Raw genomic sequence first — 16,637 nt, forward strand, 5'->3', positions numbered from 1 at the left:
TTTCATTGATCATTACTTGTCATTTTAAAGGCTAATTTGAAATGACTAATTTAAACATACTGTTTAAGCAAACTAGTGCTCTAACATCTTATATTTTTCACGTAATCTATTGCGAATTGAAACGGCAGTCATATTCAAGGCAACAATAATGCTGACTAAGAGTAAAGCGGTTGCAAAAACCAAGGGACGCGCAGCTTCTACATTGGGACTTTGAAAGCCAACATCATAAATATGAAAACCTAAATGCATGAACTTGCGATCTAAATGTAAGAAGGGAAAATTACCATCTAGGGGTAAATTAGGCGCCATTTTAACCACGCCGACTAACATCAGCGGTGCTACTTCCCCTGCGGCTCGAGCAATAGCTAAAATAATACCGGTCATAATAGCAGGACTGGCGATAGGTAAGATAATGCGCCATAAGGTTTCAGCCTTTGTTGCGCCCAAGGCCAAGGAACCGTAGCGCATCTCTGAGGGAATACGTGATAAACCTTCTTCGGTGGAAACGATGACCACAGGTAAGGTCAATATTGCCAGTGTTAGCGAAGACCATAATACGCCTGGTGTTCCAAAAGTGGGGCTAGGTAGGTTTTCTGAATAAAACAATTGGTCGAGTGAGCCCCCCACCATATAGACAAAAAATCCTAAACCAAATACGCCATAAACGATAGACGGCACACCGGCCAAATTAATAACCGCTATACGTAAAAAACTAGTGAAGGCATTTTTACCGGCATATTCATGTAAGTAAATCGCCGCGATAACGCCCAAAGGTGAAACGATAACGGTCATCAACAACACCATAAGTACGGTACCGAAAATAGCAGGAAACACACCACCTTCAGTATTTGCCTCACGCGGGTCTTCTATGATGAATGACCCAATCTGGCTAAAGAAAGTGCTCAGTTTTTCAAAAAAGTTAAGTTTATTATTAAAGGTGACTTTAAGGATGTATTCCAAATTAATAGGTACTAACTGCCCATCCATAGCACGCATAACAAGATGGTCACGCGAAATTTCTTCGCGATAGCCCATTAACTCTTGCTCTAACTTGGCATAGCGTTGATTTAAGCTAACCACCTCACTATCAATCTCGGCTTGCACACTCGCGGTTAACTTATTTTGCAATTGATACTTGCGCGTTTTTAAACGTAAACGTTCTAGCTGGTAGTTTATCGCACCGATATCAGACTTTTGTAAGTCATCAATCTGTTGTTGAAAATTCTCAACTCGCGCTAATAATGTAGTTAGCTGATTAGAGTCGACTACTTTGCCGTCAACAACAACACTGTCAATGTAACCGTAAAAGTTACCATTAGTACGGCGTTCAACCACAACTAAATCTTTTGGTGTTTCGGTCTTTTGAATGTAGTGACTTAACAACCAACGAAAATCTAAACTGACCAGTTCTCGATTACCGGTTTTGATTAATAAGCGCTCTAATACTTCTTGCTCGGGAGGAAGTACTAAATTTAAATGCGCTAATTGACTGACAGGTATTTCTTCTCGATCATATATTTCACCAATAACAACACTCTTGACACCATTTTTATCAAGAACATCAAATTGGTAAAGCTGACTTGGCCAAAAATATGACAGTCCACGTGAAGCGATAAGCCATAACAAGCCCAACACTGAGATTAAGCTGATACTGACGCCCGCTGCTGATAACCAGATCCAGGGGGCGCCTGATTTAAACCATTTGTTCATAAAGTAACTCATCATGGGTGAATGACTTTTCATCTTGTTACTGTAAAACCCTATTTATGCGGCAAAAGTAGTCATTGATAGTCATCAACTGCGTACATTTCCCTTAAAATTGAACTCTACAGCCTAAAGCTGAATAGCCATTGACCTCTATAAAAATTATTGTGTATATGCTAAATTCGATACTAACGACTACATTGAACTGTATTTCTCTCGTAAGCGTTGGCGAACAAATTCTGCTGCGGTGTTGAAAATAAAGGTAAAAATAAATAAGACAAAGGCGGCTAAGAACAAGATACGATAATGGGAACTGCCCACTTCTGCCTCTGGCATTTCTACGGCAATATTGGCTGCTAACGTTCTCATTCCTTGGAAAATACTCCAATCTAATATCGGCGTATTACCCGTTGCCATCAAGACAATCATAGTTTCACCAACCGCGCGACCAAGCCCCATCATAACCGCGGAAAAAATACCTGGACTTGCGGTCAACAGCACTACCCCTACTAAGGTTTGCCATTGAGTGGCACCAAGCGCTAATGAGCCATTGGTTAAATGGCCTGGAACACTAAAAATTGCATCTTCAGCCATAGTGTATATGGTGGGAATAACAGCAAAACCCATGGCAATACCGACCACTAAAGCGTTCCTTTGATCAAAATTGATACCCAGGTCGTTAGTAAGGTATTGACGCATATCGCCATTAAATAACATAGCCTCAAGCCATGGTGATAAAGAAAAGGCCACATAGGTTGTCAAGATTATCACGGGGATTAATAAAATTGGCGCCAAGGTTTCAGGTAATTTATCTTTGACCTTATTGGGTAGTTTATGCCAGGAAAAGGCGGTTAACAGTGTCGCCAAAGGTAATAAAATAAAGAGCATAAATATTGCAGGTAAATACTCTTCCATTAACGGCGCTAACCATAAACCCGCTAAGAAGCCTAAAATAACGGTCGGCAGTGCTTCCATCATTTCGATAGTGGGTTTGACTTTTTTACGTAAGTTTGGCGTCATAAAGTAAGCCGTATATATGGCTGCGCTTAAGGCAACGGGTACCGCAAATAACATCGCATAGAAAGCCGCTTTAATGGTACCAAAAGAAATAGGGACTAAAGAGAACTTAGCTTCAAAATCATCAGAGCCAGAGCTAGATTGCCAAATATAATCAGGCTCAGGATAACCTTCATACCAAACTTCTTGCCATAACGCTTGCCAAGTAACTTCTGGGTGCTCGTTATGAACACTGAACGTTTGTAAATTTTGCTTATTGGCATCGAGTGGATCATTACCAATTATTATTAAGCCATTTGCTCGCGGCGCTATGGTAAAAGCTGCAGGTTGGCTAGAGGCTAACTGCCCTTGCCATAAATGTGCGGAACTCGTGGTATAAAAGACATTGACCCAGCCACTGGCCGTCATAGTATAAAAACTTTTACGAAAACGCTCGGTGTAAATAGCGGTTATCGCCTTTGATGTTTGCTTTTGGCTGTCATCATTGGCATTAAAACTTCTTATTTGTTTAAACTGGCGACCTGACTCTGTGGCCACTTCAAACCATTGACTGACGTGGCCACTACTATCACCCAGTAATACTGAACTACTACCAGAGAGCAAAGCCATTGAAGTCAGGTAAGTATCTTCGCTACTAAGAATAGGGGTAATCGTTGCTTTTAAGCGAACCTCGTCATGCTCTTTTAACGAATAAACCCACACGGTTGAACCAGTACGCACAAAAGCCAAACTCAAATCAGGCGTTACTTTAATTTCATCAACGCCACTATTAACGATAGCGGTTGGCAAGTCTATTTGTTGATAAATTATTTCATAGTCAATGTCATCACCAGCACTGTTTGAGCCAAACTCATCATCCGCAATAAAGCTGGTTTTTATTAAACGTTTATCCTCAGTAAAGGCAACAAAGACAATTTTTTCGTCATCTAGTGCAAAAGCCAGTTGAGGTAATTTCGCTTGTTGCTCATCTATCTTTAACGATTTTTGTCCTAAGGGGTAATTTACTTGGGCAATAATTTCCCGGGTATCATTGGCGTATAGGGCATGAAAACCGGGTTGAATTAATAAGGTTTTACCACTACGGGTATGCAGTAATTTATTAGCGGAAAAAGAATTTACCACACTAACAAGCTGCTCTTGATTAAAGCCATCACTGGCAAAAAGAGACCTTGAAAGCGCTTTATCACCCACTAAAAACTGATTACTTGCTTGCTCAGCACTGGCGGTTAAATGATAGAAATGAATAGTACCCGTATCGGTAATTTGATAAACCAATTCTTGTAATTCATCGACACCGGTCGCTAACACTTTGTCATTCGCTGGTAAGTCAATACTGATATTAACGGCAGGCTCTATTTTTGCGGACTCAAAAATAGGCATAACGACATAAAGCAAATACAAAAAAATCAGCACTAGGGTGAACAAAACGCTAATACCACCTAGGGTTATTAACCATTTTGCTAATGAATTTTTAACCGCCCGACTTCGGGTTGCACTAATAAGAGTTGCCACTTAATTAACCTTATTATTAATAAACTAACGACTAGCTTATCCAATATAGAGAATATGATAAAATAACTGGGCAAAGTATAAGTAAGTTATGTGACATTTATATTACAGTAAAAAAGTGCTTAGCTAATAAATGGCTAAGGGCATAAAAAAAGCAGCGCCTCGAGTGAGTTGCTGCTTATCTAATACCACCGCTAAATTACAAGGTGACTTTTAATAATCTTTTGCTATGACTACCTTCTTAGCTCAGAAAATTAATATACCAAGGCATGGCTTTATCTATGCCTTGTTGAATTTGAAATTGTGGTTCAAAACCAAGCAATGATTTAGCTTTAGTAATATCGGCTTGTGAATGCCTAACATCTCCCGCTCTAAAGTCTCTATACGTTGGTGATTGTTGATACTCGATACCATTCGCTTGTAAAGCGACTTTTAAGCTAGTAAATAAGCTGTTCAAGCTTGTTCTATCACCTAAGGCAACGTTGTACACTTGATTCTTACCCGCAGCGTTTGCTGTGGCCGCTAAAATATTAGCTTGTACGACATTTTCAATAAAACAGAAATCACGGCTGGTTTCACCATCACCATTAATCAGCACGGCTTCGTTCGCTATCATGGCAGCAGTCCACTTAGGTATTACCGCAGCATAAGCGCCATCGGGGTCTTGTCTTTTACCAAAGACATTAAAATAACGTAAACCGGTACAATTTAAGCCATAGGTTTTATAAAAAACATCCGCATAAAGCTCATTAACATACTTAGTAACCGCATACGGAGATAACGGTTTACCAATAATATCTTCCACTTTAGGTAACCCCGGGTGATCGCCATAGGTAGAACTTGAAGCCGCATAAACAAAACTTTTAACCTTGCTATCTTTTGCCGCCGTTAACATAGTTAAAAAACCAGTAATATTGGCTGAATTGGTTAGTAAAGGATCGGCAATCGATCGGGGCACTGAGCCGAGCGCCGCTTGATGGAGGATATAATCAACCCCCTCTTTATAATGACTTAAGGCTTTATTACAATCACTTAGCTCTCTGATATCACCTTTAACGAAATGAAAACTTTGCCATTGCTGAGATGAAACTTGTGTTTCCACTTCATCCAAATTGTGTTGATGACCGGTAGAAAAATTATCTAAACCTACCACTTTTTGATTTAATAACAGCAGCGTTTCTAATAAGTTTGAACCGATAAATCCGGCACAACCCGTAATCAGCCAAGTTTTAGGTGAATTGATAAGCGCTTGTTTAATTTTTTGAAATTGAGTCATTTTCTTTTCCTTCAATGAGAAGCCCATGAGTTAAATAGTCCTTCTTTAACAAAATACCTAATAACTGAGAAAGTCAGCTAGGGGTATTTATGTCGCCTCTGTTGTGGTTTAGTGTTGCTGAGTAAACAAGCGAGACGCGTAAACCCATCCATGGGGCTCTCTACAAGCTTCAGGATAATATGCTCCCAGCATTATCTTAAAGTACATCCTGTACCGTCATGCTTGTGAAGCTATATTATAACTTCAGCAATACTCACCATAAAATCAGATAGTTACAATGTAGACAACCGTATTATGGAACAGAGCCTTTATGTCATATATTAGTTGAATTGAGCTAAATGGGATTACAGACGAATATCTGCTAACTCTTTATCTAGCATATATTTCAGATCGTAAATTACATGTTCTTTTTTCATCATAGCTTTTATTTCACTAGCAGTTAAGGCCTTAAACTGGTGGTGAGCTACCGCAAAAATCACCGCATCATAATGACCTTGCTTAGGCGATGAAATTAAATCAATATCATATTGTTGTTTTGCATCTTCAGGATTTACCCAAGGGTCGTAAACATCAACTTTAACATCAAACTCAGCTAATTCTGTATAAATATCAACTACCTTAGTATTACGCACATCAGGACAGTTTTCTTTAAAAGTTAAACCCATTAATAACACATTAGCGCCACTCACCGGTAACTTGGCTTTAAGCATGGTTTTCACTAATTGTGATACCACATATTTTCCCATAGAGTCATTAATACGACGTCCCGCTAAAATAACTTCTGGATTGTAACCTATCGCTTGAGCTTTATGTGTTAAATAATAGGGATCGACACCAATACAATGGCCGCCAACAAGACCTGGTCTAAAAGGTAAGAAATTCCATTTAGTGCCGGCGGCTTTTAATACTTCTTCGGTATCAATATTAAGTTTATTAAAAATAACCGCTAATTCATTAATTAAAGCAATATTGAGATCTCTTTGAGTATTCTCAATCACCTTAGCTGCTTCAGCTACTTGAATACTTGATGCTTTATAGGTACCTGCGGTAATAATAGATTTATATAAGCTATCGATAAAATCAGCAATTTCAGGGGTTGAGCCTGAGGTAACCTTTAAAATATTGGTAACCCTATGTTCTTTATCTCCGGGATTTATACGTTCAGGACTATAACCGGCAAAAAAATCTTGGTTAAAAACCAGTTGACAATTACGCTCAATCTCAGGTAAACAGACCTCTTCGGTTGCCCCAGGATATACCGTTGATTCATAAATAACGATATCACCTTTACTCATCACTTTGGCCAACATAGCACTGGCTTTAATTAGCGGCGTTAAATCAGGTTGCTTGTGTTGATCAATAGGTGTTGGCACAGTAACAATATAGATATTACATTTTTTTAAGTCGTCAACCTGAGTAGAATAGGAAATAAAGGCTGAATCGGCTAACTCGTCACTTGATACTTCTAAAGTGAAATCATGGCCTTGCTTTAATTCCTCTACCCGTTTGTTATTAATATCAAAACCTAAGGTAGGGTATTTTTTACCAAATTCTACAGCTAAGGGTAAACCAACATAACCTAGACCAATTATAGCTAAATTTACGTTTTTTAATGAATGCAACATACTAGGTCCATTTAATGTTTGATGAATACTCTATGAGTATTTTATTAACGCTTTTATTTATTACTTGCTAGGCATTAACCCCCTAGCAGTATTTACTTATTTATACTATACGCTTTCAGCTAAATACCACTGATAGCGGCGATTGCCACGGCCGAGTTATAGATAATGCCCGTGACACTAGTCCATAAGGCTAAGTTATTCATATACTCAGCATCTAAAGGTACTACTATGGTATCGCCAGGTTTTAAGTTATCACCGGCATCACTGGTAAACCAATTGCCACTGTCCATCATTTTAATACTACCATTAGCAGCAATAATATAGATTCTACCTTCATCCGCACGTTTTTTACTACCGCCGCTTTGGGCAAGATAGTCTTGAGCCGATAAATTAACATCATACATATGTGACGAGGTAACTTGTACTTGACCAACGACGTTAATAGAGTTTTTCAATGTTGGTACGTAAAGCACATCGCCGCCTTCCAGTAAAACGTCATAATTTTTATCATGTACAATTCTTGGTAAATCAAGCACTAAACGTCCCACTGGCTGGACATTAGCCATATCAGCCAACATTTGTTGTACTTCAGCATAAGATTGTGAATAATTTTGATCCGTCATTGACTTAGACGCCATTTCGATACGTAAGTCAGCGGTCAATTTTAATAAGTTTTGTTGTTCAATTTCTCGTAACTGCACCCGGGTAAAAACAGAGCCTTCTTGATGAGCAAACGCGGTAAAACCACCTGCTTTAGCAATTAAATCCGCTAAGCTTTCGCCACGGCGTACGGTATATTTCCCCGGAAAAACAAATTCGCCTCTCAACTCAACCACATTGTTTTCACTCCACGCGGGGATTTGATGAATATTCAATCTATCTTTAGAGCTTAATAAGACATTATCCTTTTCATCACCGGCAAGTGCTGCACCAAGATTTATGGTAATAGACGTTTGCTGCGCCATATAGTTAACGACATGATTACGAGTCACTTCAGCGCGGACCACATAGGCAGATTCTGTTAAGCCGCCAGCAGCCGCCACCAGATCAGCAACGCGGGCATTTTTAGCCAGCGGATAAACCCCAGGGAATTTCACTTCACCATCAGCTTCCACTAGTTGAATAGGCTGTCCAGATTTACCCTGACGTTTTAACTGTTCAATAATAGGCATCAATAATCGTTGACGTGAAAACAGGGTTAACTCTTTAAGGTCAAGTTCCTCTTCAATTTCACCACCACTAAATAGTGCAATTGATTGCTCAATGCGTTTAGCTGCGGCGACTTGTTCACTATCAAGTTGAGATATTTTTTCTTCATCGCCGTATTTTAACCAGAATTGCTTTAGCTTATATTTATCTTTCGCTAGTTGCTGCTCTTTTTTGGCGAGATTATCTTGAGTAAAGGCCAAGGTATCTAAATTAATTTTACTGTCCATTAATTTAACAATATTAGCAAAAACTAATATTTTATCATTACCTTGTAAAAGCAGGTTATCTTTTGAATTTGGTGCTGAAATAGCTTTGGCTAAATCAAACTGGTGAATTTCAATATTACGAGCAATATCAATTTCACGAACAACAATAGAATAATTTAGATCGGCAGAGTGTAATAAGTGAGAGTCGATATTTGGCAAGATATCGGTAATACGCTGCCCTGTTTGCCATTGGTATTTACCCGGGCGAGTAACCGCACCAATAACCGTAATAGATTGTTCAAACATTTCAGCCGCTTTCATCACATAAATTGCATCGCCTGCTTGAACTTTTTTAGCTAAATCACTGGCGTTGGTTAAATCGATATTAACTACCGTTCGCAAAGCATCTTGATTATAACGTTCCACTCGGGTTGTTTTAGCAAAGGCTGTTGGTAACAAGCCCCCGAACATAGTCAAGACATCATTAAAGTCAGCATTGAGACTTAGTTCATAAATAGCAGGGCGTCGTACTTCACCTTCAACCCTAATGGTATGACCTTTAGGGGCAATAAAAACCACGTCACCCGATTGCAATAAAACATCAGAGCTTGAGTCACCCTTAATTAACAGATCATATAAATCCAGCGTAGTGATTAATTTACCGCCACGTTTAAGCTGAATATTACGCAAACTACCAATATCACTAATACCACCGGCAGCAAAAATCGCATGGGTAATGCTTGATAATGAACTTAAGGTATAAGGACCTGGTTTAAAAGCATCACCAAGAACAAAGATACGCATTGAGCGTAAAGAGGCTATACCGATAACAACATCAATACCAATCACCTTCTCTTTAATACGTGCGGTCAATAAACGTTTCATTTCATCAAAGGTTAAACCCGCAACCGTAAAAGGTCCATGTGATGGAAAGACTATTTTCCCTTCACGGTTCACCGTTAATTCTAACTCGTCTTGGTCTTTACCGAAGATTTGTACTGAAATTTTATCACCTGGACCCATGATATAATCGGCTGGAATGGCAATATCCATCATAGGTGCAAACGTTTGTGGGGCATTAGCAAAAACATCATAGCCAAAAGCTTTTAACTCATCACTTTCTTCTAACTCTGCTAATTCTTCATCTTCAACAATAGGGTTGCCGTCCGCATCAAACATGGTGCCGCGCGGAAATACATCGGTATTTATTATCTCATTGCTTAAACCACTCGCCGATAGCTGACCTTTAATGCTATTTAAATCAATACCCATACTTTTAGCAAGCGCTGCTTGTTGTGATGGCGGCAATTTCTTAAACTGCTCTAACTGCTGCTGACTGATCTGAGTATTAGCGAATACTTTTAAGGGGAAATTGGTCAGAGAAAAAGTCAAAAAAAGCGATGCTATTATAAAAACATTTCGGGTATGGGCATGGTGATTTTGAATAAACTGTTTGATGGCGCTTATCATTTTAGCAAAAATTCCTATTTATATAGCCGGTGCAGTAATACATTTAAGCAGGGCGACCATTTATCATTGGAACAATCCGTCCTTGAATGAATAGCGCCTGAGCTAAACCACTTACATTAGTGACGCCGAAGTTTACCAGCATATGGACAGGCAAACAATATATGAACCAACCTAGTGTGAAGTAATATCAGCCAACAACTGACTATTTACCTGGTAAGTGCAAGGAAACATTTCTCTACGGCTCTCAAAGCAAGCAGGCTATTGATTTCACGCAAAACTTGCCTTTAAAGCAACACACAGGTATAACTCTCTCTTTACTTTTGTATGGTCATACCCTCTGCCCATACAAAAGTGAAACTAACGCAAAAAATTATAAAAAATAAAATCTAGGATAATTATATGACTACACCTAATGCGGGTACGCTATTTGGCCACCCTAAAGGACTTTTCCTGTTATTCGGTACTGAAATGTGGGAGCGTTTCGGTTATTACGGTATGCGTGCCATTTTGGTCTTGTACCTAATTGCCTCAACACAAGATGGCGGTTTTGGCTGGACCAACCAAGAAGCGTTACGGTTATATGGTTTTTTCACTATGGCTGTTTATTTAACCCCGGTAATCGGTGGTTGGTTAGCTGACAACTATCTTGGTCAACGTAAGGCTATTATTTGGGGGGGTATTATCTTCTCCTTAGGTTACTTTACCTTAGGTATTCAAAAGTCATTGATTGTCGGCATGGAAGAAACGGTATTTTATATCGGTTTAGCGCTTATTATTATTGGTAACGGTTTATTTAAAGCCAATGTTTCAAGTTTAGTTGGTGAGCTTTATGAAGAAGGCGATAAACGCCGTGATGCTGCTTTTACCATTTTCTATATGGGCATTAACTTAGGTGCCTTTTTAGCACCTATTACTGTTGGTGTTCTTGGCGAAACGGTTGACTGGCATTACGGCTTTATCTTAGCCGGTTGTGGTATGTTGATTGGTTTAACCTTACAACTGACCCTAGCAAATAAATATTTAGGGGATATTGGTGTTCTACCATCAGCTAAACGTGTTAAAGGTGAAGAAAAAGCAGATGCGCCGTTAACCCCGCAAGATATCGACCGCATGAAAGTTATTTTGATCGTGAGCATGTTCTCGGTAATTTTCTGGGCGGGCTTTGAACAAGCCGGTGGTTTATTCACTATTTATGCGTCGGACTTCACCGATCGTACCTTGTTTGGTTTTGAAATTGCCGCTTCATCATTTCAATCATTGAATGCCATGTTCATTATTTTACTTGCGCCTTTTGTTGCCTCTACTTGGGTTAAAATGGGCTCAAACGAGCCGACCTCACCGAAAAAATTCGCTTTAGCTATGTTATTTTTAGCTTTAGGTTTCTTCGTGATGTTATGGGCTACTATGGTTCAAGGCGGCGATGTTGCGGTGAAAGTAAGTATGTTGTTCCTAGTATTTGCTTATTTTTTCCATACGTTAGGTGAGTTATGTTTATCACCGATTGGTTTGTCAATGGTCACTAAATTAGCGCCACTTAAATTTACCTCCTTATTAATGGGTATTTGGTTCTTCTTTACCGCTTTATCTAACTGGTTAGCTGCATTTATTGGCTCATTTGTTGGTGAAGGTGAAGAAATGGTTAATAATGCCGCTAACATTTTTATGGGTGTTGGTATTGGTGCATTAATTACCGGTGTTATCATCTACCTTTCTGCAGGTAAACTCGTTGAATGGATGCATGGCGCCGAAGGCGAGAATACGCATGATTTAGAGTCTAAAATTGAAGAAGAAATTTCAGTGACTGGCACCCATGAAGGTATTTCAGAAACACGCAGATAATTCGTAATAGTACAAGTTACAAGTATAGTATTAAGCTGGGTGAGCAATCGCCCAGCTTTTTTTATTCCGAATAAACAATAAAGAACTCATAAAGATAACCTCCCTTATGAATGCACGCTCACAATTACGAAAAGAAATCAGACAACGCCGTAATAGCTTATCAGCAAGTGAACAGTATAATGCAGCGATTGCTCTAGCAACTAGCTTATCTAGCCATAGTAAGATTCAACCCGCTAAGTGCATTGCGGTTTACTTAACCAATGATGGTGAGTTGGGGACGTCAATTTTTATTGACTGGTGTTGGCAACAACAAAAAGAGGTTTACCTACCGGTTATACACCCTTTTAACCCTGGGCATTTACTTTTTTTACGTTACCAACAAGATACCGAGCTAGTTACCAATGCCTTTGGTATTTTAGAGCCTAGATTAGATGTCACCAAGGTTTGCCCGTTAGCAGAGCTTGATATCATATGTACACCGCTAGTGGCTTTTGATGATACTGGCGCCAGGTTAGGTATGGGTGGTGGTTTTTATGACCGAAGTCTAGCCCACTGGCAACAAACTAAACTATACCCACTTGGGCTTGCCCATGATTGTCAGCAAGTAGCAAATATCCCGATAGAGAGTTGGGATATTCCCTTACCCGAAATAATCACGCCAAGTAAAAGCTATTGTTTTGTTTAGCTATTCAAGCATCATCCATTAGCTAACAAATAAAGCGTAGCGTTAACAAGAAATATTAAATGACGGGCCATTTCAATTCAGTAAAAAGCTGTCGCCATTGCTGATCAAACGGCGCAGATATGGTGATTCTTTTATCGCTAACCGGATGATTGAACGTTAATGATTGTGCGTGCAGCATTAAACGTTTAAAGCCGAAGTGTGCAATAAAAAACGGATTCTGTTTATTGTCGCCATAATTAATATCACCTAGAATGGGGTGACGTAAATGCGCTAGATGACGACGGATTTGATGACGTCTGCCAGTAACTGGCTGTACTTCAACTAGAGAATAACGCACGCTATCGAATTTCCCAACCTTGATTGGCAAGCTCACTTGCTGCTTTACTTGATAGTAGCTTTGTGCCGATTGTGCGGGCTTATCACGACTCACATTTTTATCGCCTAATTTATCCAGTTTTTCTTTCAATGGGTGATCAATAAAACCTGTTGGCACAGCCAAGTGACCTCGTACTAAGGCATAATAAGTTTTCACCATGCCACTGGCTTCGATGTTATCTTGCGCAGCGAATTTCGGCGCAAGCTCGGCATCAAGTTTAGGCCTATGCTCAGCTTGGCTACTTTTATTGGCAAAAGCTTCGCTTAGCTTAGTTGCTACCGCTTTAGTTAAAGCAAAAAGTAGCACCCCTGATGTTGGTCTATCTAGACGATGTACCGGATAGACATATTGCCCGATTTGATCTCGTACTAATTGCAAAGCAAAATAGATTTCATCTTTATCCATAAAGCTACGATGGACAAATAAACCCGCAGGTTTATCAACCGCTACCATAAACTCATCTTGATATAAAATAGTAAGCACTGGTTTGACTAATGGCACCGCTTTTTCTTCAGCTAAATCCATAGCTGAGCCCGTAGCTAACGTCTTAGCTAAAATACGCCCGTCAATATCACTCACAGTAATCACCTTGTCCGGTCAATGTTTGGTCTATTTTATTGATAACAGCAAGTAAAGCTTGCGCCGATAACTGTTTAAAAGATTCTTCTGCCATTGGTCTTAGCGCTATTTTACTCGGTAGCGCTTGTTGTTGATTTATCAGTTGAGTTATTCGAGGAATAAAAACAAACTGTAACCATTGTTCAAAAGCTAAGCTATCACAGCAAAAAGGTGCACTACTCGCCAGCTCTACTGCACTGGGTTGCTGTGTTTGCCAAAGTTTAAGCAATTTAAGTTCAGTGGTTAGCGCTGCCAGCAACGCTGTGGTGTGTTCAAGGTGTTTTTTCATCATCAGGGGTCAATTATTTAAGGCCGATTAGTGCCGGCCGATAGTTTTACTATGTTAATAGCGTCATTATCCTTATAATAAGGTGCTATAACAAGCAGCAATATTTTGAATTTATGACTGACACAGTACCAGCAGCGAACATAGCTACCCTATCAGAATTACTTAAACTTTCTGGCTCACAATATCGCCTTTATGATATTGGTCGACTCGTCACTAAATTAGCCAAAGAACACTTTGAAAAGATGGAGTTAAACCAATTACCCTATCCTACCCCCGTTCAGGGTCATGCTTGCCTTGCGATTGCTTTTTGGCAAAAAAAATCGTCTCAACCTTATTTATGGCTATTGAAGTTACCTCTTGATGAGCGTGGCTTATTAAACCAAGGGGCAATAAATCACTTTATCGCTATTGTTGTTGAAGCCCTAGGTGCTGATTTAACTCAAAAAACATCTAAAAAACAAGAAGAATTACTCAAGTCTAATCCATACCTTTATACTCCGCCTCAATATAAATTAGCCAGTATAAACAGTAAAATCAAAGTTGATTTACAGCAACAGCCCAGTGAGTTTTTTGCACCTTTTAAGCACTACCTTAGCCAAGAAAATTTACCAGATAACTGGCAGCACATTGGTGTACAAGGCATTACCGACTTCATTGCCAGAATAAAGCAAGATAACCACAGCGAACTGCTAGTCAAAGCATTGCCTCATTTACCCAATGAAGTACTTTCCCCGGTTTGCAGTGCCTTAGAAAATGAACAATACCCGCTGGTTTTAATAGATGCCCTGGTCGCCTTAGTGGAAAATGCTTTAATAAAGCCAGCAGAGACAGCAAAAGCGGCACCATTATTACGAGCACTGGCAGCCAATAGTCACCACATCCATGTGAAAGCAGTTGTTGCCAAGATTTTGACTGCTCAGCCAGTAAATAGTGAATTATTAATTACCCTATCAAGCCGTTGCTGGCCAGCTTTAGCGGATGAGAAAACGCTAATGTGTTATTTTGAACACCTAGTTAATATTAATGATCTAGCCCTATTTTCCAGTACTTTTAAAGATTTAGTGGCGATTCCGACCATGAAAGCCATTGTTTTTCATTGCCTTCGCAGTGAACATCGCTCTGAGGCACTCGCACAAGCCATTGGACAATTATTTAACCAAGCTTAGGTATTATCGTTTATGGAAAATATTTATTATTTGTTATTCTTCTGTTTATTTTGCTGGTACTTCGTCTATTTAAGACAAGTGTCGGAGGCTGCTCAACGTTATGTAAATAATTACTGCAAAGAAACGGGTCTGCAGTTTATTTCCTTGGCGAGACGTTCAAGTCGACCCAAGTTTACCAAGCAGCATGGCCTCTGTATTTATAGCACTTTTGATTTTGACTTTAGTGGTGATGGCGAGTCAAATAACCACGGTTATCTAACGCTTTATGGTTTAAAGCTAGAGCAAATCAACTTACCCGCTTATCGGGTAAATTAGTACTGACCTTAATCAATAAGCTTTATTGTTAGACTAGCCGTTAAGTTACTGTTAGCTTAAACAATAAGTTAATAAATAACCTAGCGCTAATTTAATCTATCTATTGGAGATGATTTTGCCATTTTTACAAACCGTTTTTTGTTTAAAAGGATTTGACGACCGTAGTCGATTTTTTGCCAGCTCAATGTTTGCTCTTTTGGGTTTTATCTTTTTTTCAGCCATTTTCTCCAGCAATTTACTGGTAAGTATTGCACTTTTATTCATCTTAACTGCTGTGCTCACCTGTAGTACCAAACGACGATTATACGATGCCACGCTTAATAAGAATTGGCAATTGGTGCCTGGCGGCTTACTTTTACTTACGGGTGTGCTTAGCTTAATCATTGAAAATAGTAGCAGCTACTATTTATTAATTTTACCGGCCTTGAGCTGCGCACTGCTGCTCACTTACCCCAGTACAAATAAAAAAGTTAAGCATGATTATATCTTGGGTTATTACGGCCCAGTAGATCTAGGTACCTACCAACAAAAGTCCGTTGGCATAACAACGCTTCATCAGCGTATTGAACCAACCTTAGTTGCTGACAGCGCCAGTGAGCAAGTTTTTCTTAGTGAAACTGTTGCGGCGGAGCAAAACAATACGCCAAATTACCAGCCTAATGATGAAACTGCCCGTAAACAAGCGGATCTTGGTGAGCTTATTCGGCTAAAGATGCTCAGTAACCGTAAATTACAACTTGGGGTAATTGCCAGCGTAGCACTGATTTTTATCGCAGTATTTGTTAGTAGTGTTTTAAACTCAATCAACCAGCAACATTTAACTAGCCGTAATACTACTTTGAATGAAGCCAAAGAAATCACTAAAAACACCTCTGATAATATTATTATTACTAAAAAACATTTATTGGCAATGCCAGATAATTTCAATTTATACTTATCCGAGTACCAAGGCATTATTATTCACTGGCAAGCCGATCAAGTCCCTGATGGTGAACTCTGGTCACTACTATCCGCACAAGGTGATAAAAGCTGTCAGAGCATTAAGTTTAATAAAGGTGAACCTTTACGTCCTTTAACGGTTTTAGTTGAAAACGGTAGTGAATACTTTGCTAGCTTCTCCCCGCTCGATAGTCGGGAATTAGTACAAGCTCTGGCTTTTCGCGGTAAGTTTTCATTATGTGGTTATAGTTTCTCCCTTAATGGTAGCCAAGCAGTCTTGGGTAAAAACCTGCAGTACGCACCTTTCCTAGATAAAGATGCATAGTTTAACCTGGGCAAGCATAAACGATTAGCTTATCACTAATCCGATCATTAACTTTGTCACGGTTGGTTT

12 protein-coding genes are annotated in these 16,637 nt (G+C 39.4%); 5 read left to right on the plus strand and 7 right to left on the minus strand.

Annotation, left to right across the window (positions count from 1 at the left end; all coding sequences use genetic code 11):
* Positions 1 to 72 precede the first annotated feature (72 nt).
* The 5 genes from pstA to ASU03_RS12340 all read right to left on the minus strand — a co-directional run bounded on the left by pstA (position 73) and on the right by ASU03_RS12340 (position 10,016).
* Positions 73 to 1,710 carry a phosphate ABC transporter permease PstA gene (gene pstA, locus ASU03_RS12320; RefSeq protein ID WP_057832268.1) on the minus strand — a complete coding sequence of 546 codons (1,638 nt, stop codon included), beginning with the start codon at positions 1,708 to 1,710 and terminating at the stop codon, positions 73 to 75.
* A 189-nt stretch (positions 1,711 to 1,899) separates the two neighbouring features.
* Entirely contained in the window at positions 1,900 to 4,233 is a 2,334-nt protein-coding gene (locus ASU03_RS12325; RefSeq protein ID WP_057832073.1) for an ABC transporter permease subunit, read from the minus strand.
* Between the two features lie 238 nt (positions 4,234 to 4,471).
* A complete protein-coding gene (locus ASU03_RS12330; protein WP_057832074.1) occupies positions 4,472 to 5,506 on the minus strand; it encodes an NAD-dependent epimerase/dehydratase family protein in 1,035 nt (344 codons plus the stop codon).
* Between the two features lie 344 nt (positions 5,507 to 5,850).
* Complete coding sequence (gene tviB, locus ASU03_RS12335) at positions 5,851 to 7,131, minus strand: Vi polysaccharide biosynthesis UDP-N-acetylglucosamine C-6 dehydrogenase TviB (RefSeq protein ID WP_057832075.1); 1,281 nt, start codon at positions 7,129 to 7,131, stop codon at positions 5,851 to 5,853.
* A 119-nt stretch (positions 7,132 to 7,250) separates the two neighbouring features.
* Positions 7,251 to 10,016: an SLBB domain-containing protein gene (locus tag ASU03_RS12340; RefSeq protein WP_057832076.1), complete on the minus strand. Its 2,766-nt coding sequence runs from the start codon at positions 10,014 to 10,016 to the stop codon at positions 7,251 to 7,253.
* Positions 10,017 to 10,415: 399 nt separating this feature from the next.
* Here ASU03_RS12340 and ASU03_RS12345 point away from each other — a divergent pair, with 399 nt between their 5' ends.
* Together ASU03_RS12345 and ASU03_RS12350 are read left to right on the plus strand one after the other, a co-directional pair.
* A complete protein-coding gene (locus tag ASU03_RS12345) occupies positions 10,416 to 11,855 on the plus strand; it encodes a peptide MFS transporter (protein WP_057832077.1) in 1,440 nt (479 codons plus the stop codon).
* Positions 11,856 to 11,961: 106 nt separating this feature from the next.
* A complete protein-coding gene (locus ASU03_RS12350; RefSeq protein ID WP_057832078.1) occupies positions 11,962 to 12,540 on the plus strand; it encodes a 5-formyltetrahydrofolate cyclo-ligase in 579 nt (192 codons plus the stop codon).
* Between the two features lie 55 nt (positions 12,541 to 12,595).
* On the opposite strand, the gene ASU03_RS12355 is transcribed toward ASU03_RS12350, so the two are convergent.
* Together ASU03_RS12355 and ASU03_RS12360 are read right to left on the minus strand one after the other, a co-directional pair.
* Positions 12,596 to 13,441, minus strand: a complete 846-nt coding sequence (locus tag ASU03_RS12355) for a tRNA pseudouridine(65) synthase TruC (protein ID WP_057832269.1) — start codon at positions 13,439 to 13,441, stop codon at positions 12,596 to 12,598.
* Positions 13,442 to 13,487: 46 nt separating this feature from the next.
* A complete protein-coding gene (locus ASU03_RS12360; RefSeq protein ID WP_231731572.1) occupies positions 13,488 to 13,826 on the minus strand; it encodes a YqcC family protein in 339 nt (112 codons plus the stop codon).
* Positions 13,827 to 13,936: 110 nt separating this feature from the next.
* On the opposite strand from ASU03_RS12360, the gene ASU03_RS12365 reads away from it, so the two are divergent.
* The 3 genes from ASU03_RS12365 to ASU03_RS12375 all read left to right on the plus strand — a co-directional run bounded on the left by ASU03_RS12365 (position 13,937) and on the right by ASU03_RS12375 (position 16,568).
* Positions 13,937 to 14,989: a DUF3549 family protein gene (locus tag ASU03_RS12365; RefSeq protein ID WP_057832080.1), complete on the plus strand. Its 1,053-nt coding sequence runs from the start codon at positions 13,937 to 13,939 to the stop codon at positions 14,987 to 14,989.
* A gap of 12 nt (positions 14,990 to 15,001) precedes the next feature.
* Positions 15,002 to 15,304, plus strand: a complete 303-nt coding sequence (locus ASU03_RS12370; RefSeq protein WP_057181628.1) for a DUF3301 domain-containing protein — start codon at positions 15,002 to 15,004, stop codon at positions 15,302 to 15,304.
* 109 nt (positions 15,305 to 15,413) lie between these two features.
* Entirely contained in the window at positions 15,414 to 16,568 is a 1,155-nt protein-coding gene (locus ASU03_RS12375; protein WP_231731573.1) for a hypothetical protein, read from the plus strand.
* Positions 16,569 to 16,637: the final 69 nt, after the last annotated feature.

This window comes from Colwellia sp. TT2012 (assembly GCF_001440345.1).
Taxonomy (GTDB): Bacteria; Pseudomonadota; Gammaproteobacteria; order Enterobacterales; family Alteromonadaceae; genus Colwellia.

Coding starts and splice junctions, on each gene's coding strand:
- pstA (WP_057832268.1), bottom strand. CDS start 1,710: ATGAACAAATGGTTTAAATCAGGCGCCCCCTGGATCTGGTTATCAGCA.
- ASU03_RS12330 (WP_057832074.1), bottom strand. CDS start 5,506: ATGACTCAATTTCAAAAAATTAAACAAGCGCTTATCAATTCACCTAAA.
- tviB (WP_057832075.1), bottom strand. CDS start 7,131: ATGTTGCATTCATTAAAAAACGTAAATTTAGCTATAATTGGTCTAGGT.
- ASU03_RS12340 (WP_057832076.1), bottom strand. CDS start 10,016: ATGATAAGCGCCATCAAACAGTTTATTCAAAATCACCATGCCCATACC.
- ASU03_RS12345 (WP_057832077.1), top strand. CDS start 10,416: ATGACTACACCTAATGCGGGTACGCTATTTGGCCACCCTAAAGGACTT.
- ASU03_RS12350 (WP_057832078.1), top strand. CDS start 11,962: ATGAATGCACGCTCACAATTACGAAAAGAAATCAGACAACGCCGTAAT.
- ASU03_RS12355 (WP_057832269.1), bottom strand. CDS start 13,441: ATGGATTTAGCTGAAGAAAAAGCGGTGCCATTAGTCAAACCAGTGCTT.
- ASU03_RS12360 (WP_231731572.1), bottom strand. CDS start 13,826: ATGATGAAAAAACACCTTGAACACACCACAGCGTTGCTGGCAGCGCTA.
- ASU03_RS12365 (WP_057832080.1), top strand. CDS start 13,937: ATGACTGACACAGTACCAGCAGCGAACATAGCTACCCTATCAGAATTA.
- ASU03_RS12370 (WP_057181628.1), top strand. CDS start 15,002: ATGGAAAATATTTATTATTTGTTATTCTTCTGTTTATTTTGCTGGTAC.
- ASU03_RS12375 (WP_231731573.1), top strand. CDS start 15,414: ATGATTTTGCCATTTTTACAAACCGTTTTTTGTTTAAAAGGATTTGAC.